General features: G+C 67.7%; 8 protein-coding genes, 3 tRNA genes and 1 pseudogene. 4 read left to right on the top strand and 8 right to left on the bottom strand.

Translation table 11 applies throughout. The features are described 5' to 3' along the window. The 3 genes and pseudogenes from I71_RS03550 to nirB form a co-directional block, all read right to left on the bottom strand. A pseudogene (locus I71_RS03550) lies at nucleotides 1-1479 on the bottom strand (molybdopterin-dependent oxidoreductase); the annotation flags it as partial. After that, nucleotides 1472-1879, bottom strand: coding sequence for a nitrite reductase small subunit NirD (gene nirD / locus I71_RS03545; RefSeq protein ID WP_042690725.1), 408 nt, complete (start codon nucleotides 1877-1879; stop codon nucleotides 1472-1474). The pseudogene I71_RS03550 and the gene nirD, both read right to left, overlap by 8 nt. A gap of 6 nt (nucleotides 1880-1885) precedes the next feature. Then, nucleotides 1886-4429 carry a nitrite reductase large subunit NirB gene (gene nirB / locus I71_RS03540; RefSeq protein ID WP_375731171.1) on the bottom strand — a complete coding sequence of 848 codons (2544 nt, stop codon included), beginning with the start codon at nucleotides 4427-4429 and terminating at the stop codon, nucleotides 1886-1888. An 807-nt stretch (nucleotides 4430-5236) separates the two neighbouring features. Here nirB and I71_RS03535 point away from each other — a divergent pair. From I71_RS03535 to I71_RS03520, 4 genes are all read left to right on the top strand, one after another. Next, nucleotides 5237-6634, top strand: coding sequence for a CmpA/NrtA family ABC transporter substrate-binding protein (locus I71_RS03535; RefSeq protein ID WP_083896946.1), 1398 nt, complete (start codon nucleotides 5237-5239; stop codon nucleotides 6632-6634). Nucleotides 6635-6808: 174 nt separating this feature from the next. Continuing rightward, nucleotides 6809-7888 carry an ABC transporter permease gene (locus tag I71_RS03530; protein WP_042690723.1) on the top strand — a complete coding sequence of 360 codons (1080 nt, stop codon included), beginning with the start codon at nucleotides 6809-6811 and terminating at the stop codon, nucleotides 7886-7888. A gap of 13 nt (nucleotides 7889-7901) precedes the next feature. Further along, entirely contained in the window at nucleotides 7902-9566 is a 1665-nt protein-coding gene (locus tag I71_RS03525) for an ABC transporter ATP-binding protein (protein ID WP_042690721.1), read from the top strand. Between the two features lie 101 nt (nucleotides 9567-9667). Then, nucleotides 9668-10504, top strand: coding sequence for an aldo/keto reductase (locus tag I71_RS03520; protein WP_042690718.1), 837 nt, complete (start codon nucleotides 9668-9670; stop codon nucleotides 10502-10504). Between the two features lie 13 nt (nucleotides 10505-10517). Here I71_RS03520 and I71_RS03515 read toward each other — a convergent pair whose 3' ends face one another. From I71_RS03515 to I71_RS03495, 5 genes are all read right to left on the bottom strand, one after another. Further along, entirely contained in the window at nucleotides 10518-14054 is a 3537-nt protein-coding gene (locus I71_RS03515) for a DEAD/DEAH box helicase (protein WP_042690717.1), read from the bottom strand. Between the two features lie 131 nt (nucleotides 14055-14185). Next, a complete protein-coding gene (locus I71_RS03510) occupies nucleotides 14186-15895 on the bottom strand; it encodes a DUF262 domain-containing protein (protein WP_042690714.1) in 1710 nt (569 codons plus the stop codon). A gap of 168 nt (nucleotides 15896-16063) precedes the next feature. Continuing rightward, nucleotides 16064-16138: transfer RNA gene (locus tag I71_RS03505), tRNA-Val, on the bottom strand. Nucleotides 16139-16169: 31 nt separating this feature from the next. Beyond that, nucleotides 16170-16244, bottom strand: a tRNA-Gly gene (locus I71_RS03500). A gap of 4 nt (nucleotides 16245-16248) precedes the next feature. Continuing rightward, nucleotides 16249-16325, bottom strand: a tRNA-Asp gene (locus I71_RS03495). Between the last annotated feature and the right edge of the window lie 78 nt (nucleotides 16326-16403).

The following is a 16403-nucleotide window of genomic DNA, read 5'->3' as shown; positions in this document are numbered from 1 at the left end:
GCCCATGCGCGCGCGACCGGGTGACGATCCACCAGTGGGCTTGCGCTCCCCCGCGCCATCCGTAAATGCGCGCTGGCGCGAGATGGTCCGGTCGGAGTTTGTGACGGTGCCGTCCTTCTCGCTCCAGCCTTTGGCCGGCAGGCGGATGTGGGCGAAGCGGCCCGTGTCGGTGTCGCGGATGCAGTCGGAGACCACCACCGTCTCGCAGCGCTCCAGCGCCCGGCGCACCCGTCCGGCATCGGGCATGCTGACGGCGGGGTTGGTCGCCATGATCCACACCGCCTTGACTGTCCCGGCCTCGATGGCACGGAACAGGTCGACGGCCTTCAGCCCCGGCTTCTCCGCCACGCGCGGCGCGTTCCAGAAGCGGCCGACCCGATCGACCTCCTCCGCCGTGAAGCCCATATGGGCGGCCAGCTGGTTCGCCAGCCCGCCGACCTCGCGCCCGCCCATGGCGTTCGGCTGCCCGGTGACGGAAAAGGGACCGCAGCCCGGCCTGCCGATGCGCCCGGTCAGGAAATGCGCGTTCAGGATGGCGTTGACGGTGTCGCTGCCCTGGGAGGACTGGTTGACCCCCTGGGAATAGACGGTCATCACCCGCCCGGTCGCCGCGAACTCGGCATAGAAGGCGGCAACCTCCGCCTCCGCCAGCCCGCAGCGGCGGGCCACCGTCGCGATGTCCGGCGCATCGGCGCGGGCGGCGGCCAGCGCCTCCTCCACCCCCTCGGCATGGGCGGCGACGAAGCCGGCCTCGCGATGGCCGTTGCCCTCCAGATAGGCCAGCAGCCCGTTGAACAGCAGCGCATCGGTCCCGGCCGTCAGCGCCAGATGGCGGTCGGCGGCATCGACGCAGTCGGTCCGCCGCGGATCGACCACGACGATGCGGGTGCCGCGCTCCGCCCGCGCCGCCAGCAGCCGCTGGTGCAGAACCGGATGGCACCAGGCGAGGTTCGACCCCACCAGCACCACCAGATCGGCACAGTCGAAATCCTCGTAGCTCCCCGGCACCGCGTCGGCACCCAGGCCGCGCTTGTGCCCGACCACCGACGAGGCCATGCAGAGCCGCGAATTGGTGTCGATGTTCGCCGAGCCGATGAAGCCCTTCATCAGCTTGTTGGCGACATAGTAATCCTCGGTCAGCAGTTGGCCGGAGACGTAGAAGGCCACCGAGTCCGGTCCATGCCTGGCGATGGTGTCGGAAAGGCGCCGGGCCACCTCGTCCAGCGCCTCGTCCCACGACACCCGCCGCCCGTTGACTTCGGGATGCAGCAGCCGCCCGTCCGGCACCAGCGTGTCGGCCAGCGCCGATCCCTTGGAGCAGAGCCGCCCCCGGTTCGCCGGGTGGCCGGCATCGCCATGCACACTGACGGCTCCGTTCGCCGCCACCGTCGCGATCACCCCGCACCCGACCCCGCAATAGGGACAGGTGGTCTTCACCTCCCGTTTCGGCCCGGAGGTCGACTCCGCTCCGTCAAACATGGCCGCAGGCCTTGCGGCAACCACCGCGCGACAGCTTGGCCTCGGCCAGCGCGATGGCGACGCTGCGCCCCTCCACCCGCACCGGGACATGGCCGGTGCGGCCCTCGTCGGGGGCGACCGCCTCGCCGGTCGCCAGCTCGATCACCCAGCTGTGCAGCGGACAGGTGACGCGGCGGCCATGGACGATGCCCTGCGACAGCGGCCCCTGCTTGTGTGGGCAGGCATCCTCCAGGGCAAAGACCTCGTCTGCCGCCGTGCGGAACAGGGCGATGTCGCCATCGGGGGTGCGGACGACGCGCGAGCCCAGCACCGGGATGTCGTCGATGCTGCCGACCTCGGTCCAGACGATTTCCGAGATGGCGGTTTCGGGGGCGGCGTTTTCCATGACGATGCTGTCCATGATCGGTTACCCCACTTCGGCGAGCAGATTGAATTCGTGGCGGTCGACGCCCTTGGCGGCGCGTTCCGCCCATGGGTCGTCCTGCGAGAAGGTCTGCGAGAACAGGAAGCGCGCGTTGAGATCCCGCCGCCGCTCCGGATCCTCGACCAGCGCCGCCTTGATGTGGTCGAGGCCGACCCGCTCCACCCAGGGCGCGGTACGCTCCAGATAGCGGGCCTCCTCGCGGTAGAGCTGCATGAAGGCGCCGGTGTATTCCAGAACCTCCTCCTCCGTCGCGACCCGGACCAGCAGGTCGCAGGCGCGGACATGCAGGCCGCCGTTGCCGCCGACATGCAGCTCGTATCCGCTGTCGATGCACACCACGCCCAGATCCTTGATGGTCGCCTCGGCGCAGTTGCGCGGGCAGCCGGACACCGCCAGCTTGACCTTGTGCGGGGTCCAGGTGCCCCAGGTCATCCGCTCCAGCTTCACCCCCAGACCCGTCGAGTCCTGCGTGCCGAAGCGGCACCATTCCGAGCCGACGCAGGTCTTCACCGTGCGCAGCCCCTTGGCATAGGCATGGCCCGACACCATGCCGGCGGCGTTGAGGTCGGCCCAGACCGCCGGCAGATCCTCCTTCTTCACGCCGAACAGGTCGATGCGCTGGCCGCCGGTGACCTTCACGGTCGGGATGGCGAACTTGTCGACCACGTCGGCGATGGCGCGCAGTTCAGCCGCATTGGTCAGCCCGCCCCACATGCGCGGCACGACCGAATAGGTGCCGTCCTTCTGGATGTTGGCGTGGGCGCGTTCGTTGATGTAGCGCGACTGGTAGTCGTCCTTGTATTCACCCGGCCAGGCGCACAGCAGGTAATAGTTCAGCGCCGGCCGGCAGGACGCGCAGCCGTCCGGCGTCGTCCATTCCATCGCCTGGAAGACCTCGGCCATGGTCTTCAGCCCGCGGCCGACGATGGCCGCCCGCACCTGATCATGGGTGTGGTGGGTGCATTTGCACATCGGCTTGACCTTGGGCGCCGCCGTGAAGCCGTCGCCCAGCGTCACCGCCAGCAGCCGCTCCACCGTGCCGGAACATCCGCCGCAGGAGGCCGACGCCTTGGTGTGCGCCTTCACCTCGTCCAGGCTGGTCAGTCCCTTCTCCGTGATCGCCTTGACGATGGCGCCCTTGCAGACGCCGTTGCAGCCGCAGATCTCGGCGCTGTCCGGCAGTGCCGCAATGGCAGCATTCGGATCGCCGGCATCGGCGCTGCCGAACCCCTGGCCGAAGATCATGGTGTCGCGCTCGGCCGAGACGTCGGCGCCGTCCTTCAGCAGCGAGAAGTACCAGGCGCCATCCTTGGTATCGCCATACAGCACGGCGCCCAGCAGCTTGCCGTCCTTCAGCACCAGCCGCTTGTAGACGCCGCGGGCGGCGTCGCGGAACACGATGTCCTCGGTCCCCGCCCCGCCCGAGAAATCGCCGGCCGAGAACACATCGACGCCAGTGACCTTCAGCTTGGTCGAGGTGACGGAACCGGTGTAGGCGGCACCCTCCCCGCCCGCCAGATCATGGGCCAGCACCTTCGCCATCTCGAACAGTGGGGCGACGAGGCCCCAGGTGACGCCGCGATGCTCGACGCATTCGCCGACCGCATAGATCGACGGGTCGCTGGTGCGCATCCGGTCATCGACGCGGATGCCGCGCCCGCACTCCAGCCCGGCCGCCTTGCCCAGCGCCATGTTGGGACGGATGCCCACCGCCATGACGACGATGTCGGCCGGCAGTTCGCGCCCATCCTTCAGCCGCACCGCGCTGACCCACCCGTCGCCCCCCTGATTGTTTCCAACAATTTCGGCGGTGTCCGCGCCGGTCAGCACCTCGATGCCGCGGCGCTCCAGCTCGCGCTGCAGCAGCATGCCGGCCGACGGGTCGAGCTGGCGTTCCATCAGCGTCGGCATCAAATGGACAACGGTGACCTCCATGCCCTTGACCCGCAGGCCGTTGGCCGCCTCCAGCCCGAGCAGGCCGCCGCCGATCACCACGGCGCGGCCGCCCTTCGCCGCTGCCGCCAGCATGGCGTCGACATCGGCCAGATCGCGGAAGCCGATGACGCCCGGCAGGGTCGATCCCGGCACCGGGATGATGAAGGGCATGGAACCGGTGGCGATCAGCAGCCGGTCATAGGGAACGACGCGGCCGGACTGCGAAACGACGGTCTTGCCTTCGCGGTCGATGCCCTCCACCGGCTCGCCGGTCAGGAGCGTGATGCCGTTGGCGTCGTACCACTCGCGGCTGTTCAGCACGATCTGGTCGAAGGTCTTCTCCCCCGCCAGCACCGGTGACAGCATGATGCGGTTGTAGTTGGGATGCGGTTCGGCCCCGAAGACGGTGATGTCGAAGCGGCCGGGCGCCTTGGCCAGCAGCTCCTCCACCGTCTTCATGCCGGCCATGCCGTTGCCGACCACCACCAGCCGCTCCCGGGCCAGGCCGGCGCTCCGCAATTCGGACTCATTGAGTTCGATGGCATCAGATTCGACGGCGAGCCCGTTGTTCGATGAGAGATGCATGTCCATGGCGCGTCTGCCTCGTCTATCCTGTCCGGCCTGCCGCAAAGTCAGGCACGGGGCCAAAAAGAAAGGCGCCCGAACAGGCCGCATCCCTGCCCGGCGACTGAATCGCGAAGGCGGGTGCACACCTGTTCGGACGCCGTTGTCCGGGGCGGTTCGTCGTCGAACCAGAGCCAAATCCGCGCGTCGTCGCGTGGGCTTCGGCGATGTCGCGGGCACTGGCGACGTTGCTGGCGCCCGCTGTTGTCTCGCCGGCTTCTACGCAATCCGTGTGCCAATCACCGCAAGGCGGGCTGTGCACAGCAAAATCCCAGGGATTCCGCAGACTTCCGGACCTCACCGCACCCGATACCTTGGTGCCTGTTTTTGGATCATGCTTAGGTATTGCACAAAGCATGGACAGGCAGGCTTGTGCGCGCCGCATAAATCGGCAGACGACCCAATACCCCCACGAGGCGATTCATACCTTCCGCCCGGTCATAGCCAATAGAATCAACCGCTCCAGCCGTTTCTTCAGCAAAAACCATCCTTTGGCATGAGGCTTGCGAAGAGGGAGACCAGAAGCGCGCCAACGACGGTGCGTGCATCCCAAGCGTCCAATGATGGGCCAGCCCCCGGCAGTGTTGCCGACCCCGGTATCGACAAGCCTTTTCAAAGGGCTTTTGCGGTCGATCCCGCTGGACGCTTTCGACGGCCAAGGCACATCAAAGCCGCCTGCCCGAAAAACAGCCAGTCCGGGACTTGCCCAGAAAATCGACACCGGTGTCGCCCCGCCCGACCGCTGGTCCGGATTTCAGAGATGGAGCAACCGACGTGGCCCACCGCACCCTTCGCCACCTTCTCGCATCCGCTGCCCCATGGGCCATTGCGGCCGTCGCCCTGACCGCAGGCGTCTCCGCCCATGCCGCCCCGCTCGACGTCGAAAAGGACCAGTTGAAGCTCGGCTTCATCAAGCTGACCGACATGGCGCCGCTCGCCATCGCCGTCGAGAAGGGCTTCTTCGAGGATGAGGGCCTCTCCGTCACGCTGGAACCGCAGGCGAACTGGAAGGTCCTGCTCGACCGCGTGATCTCCGGCGAGCTGGACGGCGCCCACATGCTGGCCGGCCAGCCGCTGGGCGCCACCATCGGCTTCGGCACCAAGGCGCACATCGTCACCGCCTTCTCGATGGACCTGAACGGCAACGGCATCACGCTGTCGAACGACGTCTGGCGGAAGATGAAGGCCAATGTGCCCACCGGCCCCGACGGCAAGCCGGTCCACCCGATCAAGGCCGACGCGCTGAAGCCGGTGATCGCCCAGTACAAGGCCGAGGGCAAGCCCTTCAACATGGGCATGGTCTTCCCGGTCTCGACCCACAATTACGAGCTGCGCTACTGGCTGGCGTCGGGCGGGATCAACCCGGGCTTCTACAGCCCGACCGATGTTTCGGGCCAGATCGGTGCCGACGCGCTGCTCTCCGTCACCCCGCCGCCGCAGATGCCGGCGACGCTGGAGGCCGGCACCATCTACGGCTACAGCGTCGGCGAGCCGTGGAACCAGCAGGCGGTGGTCAAGGGCATCGGCGTGCCGGTGATCACCGACAATGAGATCTGGAAGAACAACCCCGAGAAGGTCTTCGGCGTCACCGACGACTGGGCGAAGAAGAATCCCAAGACCCATCTGGCCGTCGTCAAGGCGCTGATCCGCGCCGCCCAGTGGCTGGACGAGAACAACAACGCCAACCGCGCCGAGGCGGTGAAGATCCTGGCCAAGCCCGAATATGTCGGCGCCGACGCCACGGTGATCGCCAACTCGATGACCGGCACCTTCGAATATGAAAAGGGCGACAAGCGCGACGTCCCCGACTTCAACGTCTTCTTCCGCTACAACGCGAACTACCCCTTCTATTCCGACGCCGTCTGGTACCTGACCCAGATGCGGCGCTGGGGCCAGATCGCCGAGGCCAAGCCCGACAGCTGGTATGACCAGACCGCGCGCAGCGTCTACAAGCCGGACCTCTTCCTGCAGGCGGCCAAGCTGCTGGTCGAGGAGGGCAAGGCGAAGGAAGCCGACTTCCTGTGGAAGAGCGACGGCTACAAGCCGGTCGACACCGGCTTCATCGACGGCATCCCCTATGACGGCCACAAGCCGAACGACTACCTCGCCAAGCAGCCCATCGGCCTGAAGGGCGACCAGAAGATCGAGGGCGGCCAGGTGGTGGGCGGGTAAGCGCCAGCACTTCCACCACCCGCCAATCCCCCCTCTCCCCCGCCCATACCATAAGGGGGGAGAGGGTCGGGGTGAGGGGGATCCGCTTCGAGGATCTCTTCGGCTGCGCCGAACCCCCTCATCCTAACCTTCTCCCCAGGGGGGAGAAGGGATCTTTCCAAGGGGAAGACTTCTATGACCAGCCTGACCGACACCTCCGCCGACCTCGCCCGCGCCCAGCGCAAGGCGCGCCGCGCCCAGGCGCTGAACCGCATCGCCTCCGCCCTGACCACAATCGGCCTCGGCTGGCTGGCGCCGCTGCTGCGGCTCGCCGCCGGCGAGAACCCGCGCCAGCAGGGCATCGAGCTGTGGCGCCAGATGGGCATCCCGCTGACCGCCATCCTGCTGTTTCTCGCCGCCTGGGGCTGGGCCGCCCCGCAGGTGCAGACCAGCCTCGGCGCCATCCCCGGCCCGGCGCAGGTGTGGGAGCAGGCGACCAACCTCTACGCCGACCACAAGGCCGAGCGCGCCAAGGAGGCCGCCTTCTACGACCGGCAGGCCAAGCGCAACGCCGAGATCCTGGCCAAGGACCCGAAGGCGGAGGTCAAGACCCGCCCCTATGCCGGCAAGCCGACCTATCTCGACCAGATCGTCACCAGCCTGAAGACCGTCTTCACCGGCTTCCTGCTCGGCGCGCTGGTGGCGGTGCCGCTGGGGGTGGCGAGCGGCCTGTCGCCGACCGTCAACGCCGCGATCAACCCGCTGATCCAGATCTTCAAGCCGGTGTCGCCGCTGGCCTGGTTGCCGTTGGTCACCATGGTGGTCAGCGCCACCGTGTCGGGCAGCGACCCGCTGTTCGAGAAGTCCTTCCTGACCTCCGCCATCACTGTCACGCTGTGCTCGCTGTGGCCGACGCTGATCAACACCGCGGTCGGCGTCTCATCGATCGACCGCGACCTGATGAATGTCGGCAAGGTGCTCCAGCTCTCCGGCTTCACCATGGTGCGCCGCCTCGTGCTGCCGTCGGCCCTGCCCTACATCTTCACCGGCCTGCGGCTGTCGCTGGGCGTGGGCTGGATGGTGCTGATCGCCGCGGAGATGCTGGCGCAGAACCCCGGCCTCGGCAAGTTCGTCTGGGACGAGTTCCAGAACGGGTCCTCAAACTCGCTGGCCAAGATCATGGTGGCGGTCTTCACCATCGGCCTGATCGGCTTCCTGCTCGACCGCGTGATGCTGGCGCTCCAGTCCGCCGTCAGCCACAGCCCCGCCCGCTAAGGAGACACCGGCCATGGCGATCCTGGACCTGAAGGGTGTGTCGAAGTCCTACGGTGGCACCACCGTCCTGCGCGACATCGACCTGTCGATCGAAGAGGGCGAGTTCGTCGCCATCGTCGGCTTCTCCGGCTCCGGCAAGTCGACGCTGATCAACCTGATCGCCGGTCTGGCGATGGCGGACGCCGGCGAAGTGCTCTATCGCGGCAAGCGGGTCACCGGCCCCGGCCCGGAACGCGGGCTGGTCTTCCAGTCCTATTCGCTGATGCCCTGGCTCAGCGTGAAGGAGAATGTCGCGCTGGCGGTCGATGCCGTCCACAAGGCCAAGCCCTCGGCCGAACGCGGCGTTCTGACCCGCCGGGCGGTGGAGACGGTCGGCCTCGGCCACGCCACCGACCGCCGGCCCAAGGAGCTGTCGGGCGGCATGCGCCAGCGCGTCGGCTTCGCCCGCGCGCTGGCCATGAGCCCGGAGATGCTGCTGCTGGACGAGCCGCTGTCGGCGCTCGACGCCCTGACCCGCGCCAAGCTGCAGGACGAGATCGAGGCGATCTGGCGCAAGGATCGCAAGACCGTCATCCTGATCACCAACGATGTGGACGAAGCGATCCTGCTGGCCGACCGCATCATCCCGCTGACCCCCGGCCCGAACGCCACGCTCGGCCCCGCCTTCACCGTCGATCTGCCGCGCCCGCGCGACCGCACCGCCGTCAACCATGACGAGGATTTCAAGCGCCTGCGCGCCGAGGTCACCGCCTATCTGATGGAGGTCGGCGTCGCCCGCGGCACCGGCGGCGATGACGGGCTTGTCCTGCCCGATGTGAAGCCGATCACCGCCTCGCCCCCGCCCAAGGCCTACATCGAGGCGATGGGCGGGCGCGGGATGGACGACCGTTATCTGGAATTCACCCGGCTGACCAAGACCTTCGCCACGCCGAAGGGTCCGTTGACCGTGGTGGACGGCTTCGACCTGAAGATGCGCAAGGGCGAGTTCGTCTCGCTGATCGGCCATTCCGGCTGCGGCAAGTCCACCGTGCTGTCGATGGTCGCCGGCCTCGCCGACGTGACGAGCGGCGGCATCGTGCTGGACGGCAAGGAGGTGGACGGCGCCGGCCCCGACCGCGCCGTCGTGTTCCAGGCCCCCAGCCTGTTCCCCTGGCTGACCGCCTACGAGAACGTCATGCTCGGCGTCGACCGCGTCTTCCCCCATGCGAGCAAGGGCGAGCGCGCCGACATCGCGCGCTATTACCTCGCCCGCGTCGGCTTGGGCGACAGCATGGACCGGAAGGCGTCGGAGCTGTCCAACGGCATGAAGCAGCGCGTCGGCATCGCCCGCGCCTTCGCCCTGTCGCCGAAGCTGCTGCTGCTCGACGAACCGTTCGGCATGCTCGACAGCCTGACCCGCTGGGAGCTGCAGGAGGTGCTGATGGAGGTGTGGGCGCGCACCAAGGTCACCGCGGTCTGCGTCACCCACGACGTCGACGAGGCGCTGCTGCTGGCCGATCGGGTGGTGATGATGACCAACGGCCCGAATGCGAAGATCGGCCACATCCTGGCCGTCGACATCCCCCACCCGCGCACCCGTCAGGCCCTGCTGGACCACCCGCGCTATTACGAGTACCGGGAGGAGCTGCTGAACTTCCTGGAAGGCGGCCATGCCGGAGCGCCGAAGAAGGCGGCATAGCACCGTCCCATTCCCCGGAAAGCCCACCGAAGACTCATCGACAAGCTGGCCCCGCAGGACCAGCTTGTTGTCTTTCGGCAAGACAGACGGGAGAGACGGAGATGAAGCGCGTGACCCTGCCGGATGGCACCGAGGTCCCGGCTCTCGGCCAAGGCACCTGGATGATGGCGGAGGGACGCGGCGACCGCGCCGCCGAGATCGCCGCCCTCCGGGCCGGCATCGACCATGGCATGTCTCTGATCGACACCGCCGAGATGTATGGCGACGGCGCGTCGGAGGAACTGGTGGGCGAGGCCATCGCCGGCCGCCGCGACGGTCTGTTCATCGTCACCAAGGTCCTGCCCAGCAATGCGTCCCGCATCGGCACGGTGAAGGCCTGCGAGCGCAGCCTGAAGCGGCTGCGGATCGACCGCATCGACCTCTATCTGCTGCACTGGCGCGGCGGCGTGCCGCTGGAGGAGACGGTCGAGGCCTTCGAAACGCTGATCCAGGCCGGCAAGATCGCCCGCTGGGGCGTATCGAACTTCGACGTCGACGATCTGGAGGAACTGGCGGAGACCGCCGACCTGCAGGGCTGCGCCGCCAATCAGGTGCTCTACAACCCCGAGCACCGCGGCATCGAATACGACCTGCTGCCCGTCCAGCACACGGCGCGGATGCCGGTGATGGCCTATTCCCCCATCGGCCAGGGCGGCCGCCTGCTGCGCTCCCCCGCCCTGCTGGCGGTGGCGAAACGCCACGACGCCACCCCGGCGCAGGTGGCGATTGCCTGGGCCTTGCGCCAGCAGGGTGTCATCGCGATCCCCAAGGCGGGGACCACGGCGCACGTCCTCCAGAACGCCGAAGCCGCAAAGCTGACCCTGACCGCCGAGGACATCGCGGAGATCGACAAGGCATTCCCGCCGCCGAAGCGCAAACTGCCCCTGGCGATGATCTGAGCGCCGCCGCCCCCTAGCCGCCGATGGGCGCCAGCAGGAAGTCGAGGTCGTCGGCGGTCAGCAGATCCTCCGCCGTCCGGTCCTGGTCGTAGACCGCCTCGCCCAGCCGGCGCTTGCGCTCCTGAAGCTGGACCATGCGCTCCTCCACCGTGCCGGTGGTGACCAGCTTGTAGACGAAGACCGGCTTGTCCTGGCCGATGCGGTGGGCGCGGTCGGTCGCCTGATCCTCCACCGCCGGGTTCCACCAGGGGTCGTAATGGATCACCGTGTCGGCGGCGGTCAGGTTCAGCCCGGTGCCGCCGGCCTTCAGGCTGATGAGGAACAGCGGCACCTCGCCGGCCTGGAAGCGCCTGACCGGCGTCTCGCGGTCCCTGGTGTCGCCGGTCAGCTCGACGAAGGGGATGCCCAACCGCTCCAGTTCCGGCCGCATCAGGTCGAACATCGAGGTGAACTGCGAGAACAGCAGGATCCGCCGGCCGTCGTCCAGCAGTTCCGGCAGCATCTCCAGCAGCCGGCCAAGCTTGGCCGACGCCGCCCCCTTCGCCACCCGTTTGCGGGCGCTCTCCAGCTTCACCAGCCGCGGGTCGCAGCAGACCTGCCGCAGCTTCAGCAGCGCGTCGAGGATGGTGATGTGGCTGCGCGCCAGTCCCTTGCGCGCCACCTCCTCGCGCACCCGCTTGTCCATGGTCAGCCGGATGGTCTCATAGAGGTCGCGCTGGCTGTCGCCGGGCTCCACCGTCTCCAGGATCTCGGTCTTGCGCGGCAGCTCCGCCGCCACCTGCTCCTTGGTGCGACGCAGCAGGAAGGGGCGGACGCGGCGGGCCAGCACGCGCTGGCGCTCGGCGTCGGCATGCTTCTCGATGGGCGTGCGGAAGGTGCGACGGAAGCCGGTGCGGTCGCCGAACAGCGACGGCATGCTGACTGCGAACAGCGCCCACAGCTCGTCCAGATTGTTCTCCACCGGGGTGCCGGTCAGGCACAGGCGCTGGCGCGCCTCCAGCGCCTGCGCCGCCTTGTAGGACTGGCCGGCGGGGTTCTTGAGATACTGCGCCTCGTCGAAGATCGCCATGTGCCAGGGCTGGGCCGTCAGCACCTCGCGGTCGCGCGGCAGCAGGGCGTAGGAGGTCACCACCAGATCGTGATCGGCCAGCGACCCATGGGCCTCCTTGCGCTGCGGCCCGTGCAGGATCGCCGTGCGCAGGGTCGGGGCGAAGCGCTGGACCTCCGCCCGCCAGTTGCCGAGCACGCTGGTCGGCGCGATCAGCAGGCTGGGCCGGTCTAGCCGCCCGGCCTCCTTCTCCGTCATCAGGTGGGCCAGCGCCTGCACCGTCTTCCCCAGCCCCATGTCGTCGGCCAGGATGCCGCCGAAACCGTGGGCGCCCAGGAACTGCAGCCAGTCGAGTCCCGCCTGCTGGTATGGACGCAAGGTGGCGTGCAGCCCCTGCGGCGGCGCCACCGCCGGCACGCCGCCCGCCTCGCGCAGAGCCTTGGCCATGCTGCGGACGGCGTCGGCGCCCAACAGCGGGATGCCGGCCGCGGCCGCCGCATCCTCCAACGCCGACAGGTCTCCCAGATGGGACCGGCCGATCCGCAGCTGCCCGCCGCCGGGCTGCAGGCCGAACAGCTCCATCAGGACGCCGATCATCGGCTTCAGCCGCTCCACCTCCAGCGGCATGTAGCGGCTGGTGCCGATCCGCACGAACATCGTTCCAGACGGTGCCAGTTGCTCCAGCACCGCCTCCAGGCCGGGCATCCCCCTGTCGGTCCCCCCACCATTCCCCGGCTCGCCGTCGTCGTCCAGAAACTCGTCGCCGAGCAGATACGGGTCGATCCGGGCAAGCGCGTCGATCACCTCGCGCAGGATCGGCAGCAGGTCGATCCGCTCCCCGCCGACATCGACGCCCAGCGACAGGCTGAACCAGTCGATGCCGGACCCGTCCCCGACCTCGAACGCCCAGTCCTTCGGCGCGTCCAGAACCTCGTAGGGAAACCCCGGGACGACCTCGACGATCCAGCCGGCGGCCTTCAACTCGGGCAGCACCGAATGGCAGAAATCGAGCCAGGTCGACCGTTCCTCGAACTCGTCGCCGGGCGCCGCGAACAGTTCATCCCGGACCGACATCCCGCCGCCGACGCTGAGCGGCAACGGCGGGATGTCGAGCCCGGCCTCCTTCAAGCGCTTGACCGCCTTCCTCTCCTCGGCCGGACGCCGCTCGGCGGTGACGAGGACGCCGTCCTCCATCCATTGCAGCGGCGGCCCGCCCCGCTTCCAATGCAGCCGGGTGCCGGCATAATCGAACTGCAGATCGGCGACCGCAATCTCGGGAGCCTCCATCATCCCATAGCCCGACCGCCCATAGCCCGGCTGATAAAGGCCGTACAGACCCGCCGGCCGTGCCGCCGCCAGCCGAAGCACCGGCCGGGGCACGACGCGGCGCCGCTCCGCCCGCGCCGGGGGATTCGGCAGCACCGGCAGGCGGTCGCCGAACCGCTCCGCCTCGGCCCGGAAGGCGGCGACGTCTCCCGGCGGCAGCGGCGGGGCTGCCAGCAGCGCGGCGGCGATGTGCGGAGACACCGCGGCCGCCTCGATCGGGCCGCAGGTGGCTTCCGCCGGATTGACATAGAGCAGCGGCACAGTCGGCAGTATGATAGCCGGCAGCACGACAGTCGGCGGAACAGCGTCGGATTCCGGTTCGACCGCAATGGCGAAGCGCTGGTTGCCGGCGCCGTCGGTCTCCCAGCGCGGCGTGCCGGACATGGCCGGGCCGGGACGCAGCGGCGCACCCTTGCGGAAATCCTGCCAATAGAGCCGCCCGGTGGGCAGCATGCGCTCGATCAGCCAGGGCGCGGTTTCGGGCGCCAGCCGGAACTCCTGCGCAACGGACTGTCCATTGCGCGACACCGCCTTCAACAGGTCGTGGTCGGCCGGAGTGACGAACTTCGCGGTGTTCAGGCTGTTGAACTGCGGGGCATCATACGGCTTGTCGTCATTGGCGAACTGGCCGTCCTTGCGCAGGGTGACGGAGACGATGCGAAGCAGCAGGATCCGCTCACCGGACCGCGAATCGCCAAGGTTCAGCACATAGAGCAGGCGCTTGCGCACGGTGTCGGCATACCGGTCGCCGCCGTCACGCAACGCCGCCGCGGTCAGGCGCGACAGCAGCTCCTTCACCGGTGCCGAAAGCTCCGGTTCCGCAGGGACAGGGGCCGGAGGCCGCATCGGCGGCGTTGGCGCCGGACCGACCTGGGACGGCGCCGACAAACGTTCCCGCCATGTCAGCAGCGCCGCGATGACATGCTTGCAATTGTAGCCCACCGGGCAATCGCAAGACCCTTCGAGCCTCCGGAGCACGCCCCTGGTGATATCGACCGTGACTTCCTGGCGGTAGGGCGTGCGCGACGATCCCCGAACCGACGATACCACCAGCCAGCGATCACCACGCCCGCGCTTGGCCTCCACCTCCGAAACGCGGCCCGCCTTCCAATAGTGCTGACCCCGCTCAAAGGTTCCGGGATCGATGAAGCGGCGCAGGTCGGACAGTGAAAACACGGTGGGCCTCTTCCATCGGCCAGCCGGCGGCCGTCGAAAACGGACAGCCGCCGGCTGGAATTGGAGGCGCATTATCGACAGCGGACCGACCTGCAGCAAGCGGGGGCAAGGCAGAGGCGTCCGGGTTCCACTCAAAAAGCGCCGGCATCCAGCTGCCATTCCCTGGCAAGAATATTCAGCAATGCCCGCTGACGGATCTCCAGCTCGGCAGGTGTCCACTGCGTGACGTTCAGCACCTGGGTCGTGAGGGCGAAGGTGGCGACACGATCACGGGTGAAATACGTATGCTTCTTGCGTTCGAAGTCGAAGTTGCTGGCCTGGGCGTTCTTGCGCCCATTGAGCAGGACCAGATTGGCGAGACGATGGGTCCAGGCGATCCGCTCCCCTTCGTCGGGAAACAGCCGCAGCCATTCGCTGCCGGCGGCCGGGTTCTGCGGCAGGACATGCTCCACGGTGATCAGAGGCACGTCGTACGCCACGCCGGCATCGGCCAGCAGGGCGTCGAGCCGGAGCAGCAGCGGAAGCCGGACGCGCGTCACCTCGTAGATGTTGCCATCCAGCAGGTCCAGCGTCTCCCGCCGCTCGACCGCGGTCAGTTGGAGGGGTGAGCCTTCGGCACCAAGCTCGTCTCCCCGGTCGATGGCCTGGAGAAGACGCGCATAGCGGGCGATGCGGTCGGTGGACCAGACGCGGCGGATGAACAGGCTGTAGGCCAGCCGCTCCAGGCCACGGGTGAAGGTCAGCAGGGACGCCGGGTCGTTGCGATGGCGCGCAAAGTACAGCACCGCCGGCGGGATCCAGTCCGCATTGTCAAGCTGGCCGAGATAGCGCAGGCGGGCATTGATCTCCTTGGCCTGGATCGCGTCCCCACCCTGGTACTCGGCCGCGCGCACCTCCGCGAAGGCATCGGCGAAGGGGGCGAGCTTGCGGTTGATGAAGGTGGCGGGCGCCGCGGCCGGCTTGACGTGCTCCCCCATCTCATCGACCAGCGACCGTTGCGCCTTTGCCTTCACCTCGATCATGCGGATATGGCCGAACAGGTCGGTGAAGCCGTCGCGGCCCAGCTTCTCCTCGATATCTTCCCAAATCTCCGTGTAATCACGCTGTTGCACCTCGGGCAGCGCGCCGATGACGTCGGCCTTCAGGATGTCGGTGGGCGACAGGTCCAGACCCCGGTTGTTCATCACCGAGAAGATGCGGATCGCCGACCGCTGATCACTGGCCGATACGACCACCAGATAGCAGCGCTGGATCAGAAACGCGGCGAGCCGGTCGCGCTCCCCGGCCGTCATCTCCGACAGCTTCCGGCGCAGGAACAGCGCATTCGTCCGGATTCGGCGTTGTACGTCGGTCAAATCCCCGATGGCCTGGTCCGCATGGGTGGCGAGCCCTTCCCTTCGCTGCACCATCTGCTGGAAATACAGACGGTCCTTGTCACGGAGCTGAAGGCGGAAGCGGCCCACCGCACCGGTCAGCGGGTTGCCCGCTTCGCAGACCAGGGAATGCAGCGTGTCGGCGACCATCCCCGGCGGTGCCAGTTCGCGCAGAACCGCAAACAGCATGGTCAGCGTGGTCAGCCGCTGTTGTCCGTCGACCACGTCGGCCTCGCTGCGGTTTGGCGCCTTGATGAGGACGATGCTGCCGAGGAAATAGGGCGATAAATCGGTGATCGGACGGAGTGGATCATCGCCGGCCATGGCGTTGCGCAGATCCTCAAGAAGCTCGTTGACCTGTTCCGCCTCCCAGGCGTAGGAGCGCTGATAGGTTGGAATGCGGAACCAGAAATCGTTGCAGAAGATGTTCAGCAGGGCACGCTCTTCAGCCTTGATGGTATTGGTCATGGCAAGCTCCTTGTAAGGAGCCGGACCTTAACGAATCCGTGCGCGCATTGGTAGATTGAGATGATCGGGAATGCGCCTTCGCGCGCAACGCGCCATCGGCCATCCTCCCGGAATGGCGAAGCAAAACGGCGAAGGCCGCCAACCCGTTCCGGTTGGCGGCCTTCAGAATGGTGGTCCCGACTGGGATTGAACCAGTGACCCCTACGATGTCAACGTAGTGCTCTCCCGCTGAGCTACGAGACCACGGGAACCCAAAAAACTGTCGCTCCAGTCATGGAGCGGGCGAAGGGATTCGAACCCTCGACCCCAACCTTGGCAAGGTTGTGCTCTACCCCTGAGCTACGCCCGCAAAGTGGCGCGAGTGACGGGACTTGAACCCGCGGCCTCCGGCGTGACAGGCCGGCGCTCTAACCAACTGAGCTACACCCGCGCTGAGGAGCGGCGCCTTTTACAAGGCTTCACCCCGACAGACAAGACCTAAACCAACATAGACTCCTCAGAAGTGGTG

It is taken from the genome of Azospirillum sp. B506, assembly GCF_000333595.1.
Lineage (GTDB): Bacteria > Pseudomonadota > Alphaproteobacteria > Azospirillales > Azospirillaceae > Azospirillum.
Note: the sequence above shows the minus strand (reverse complement) of the source record. Positions and strands in the feature narration are given on the sequence as shown.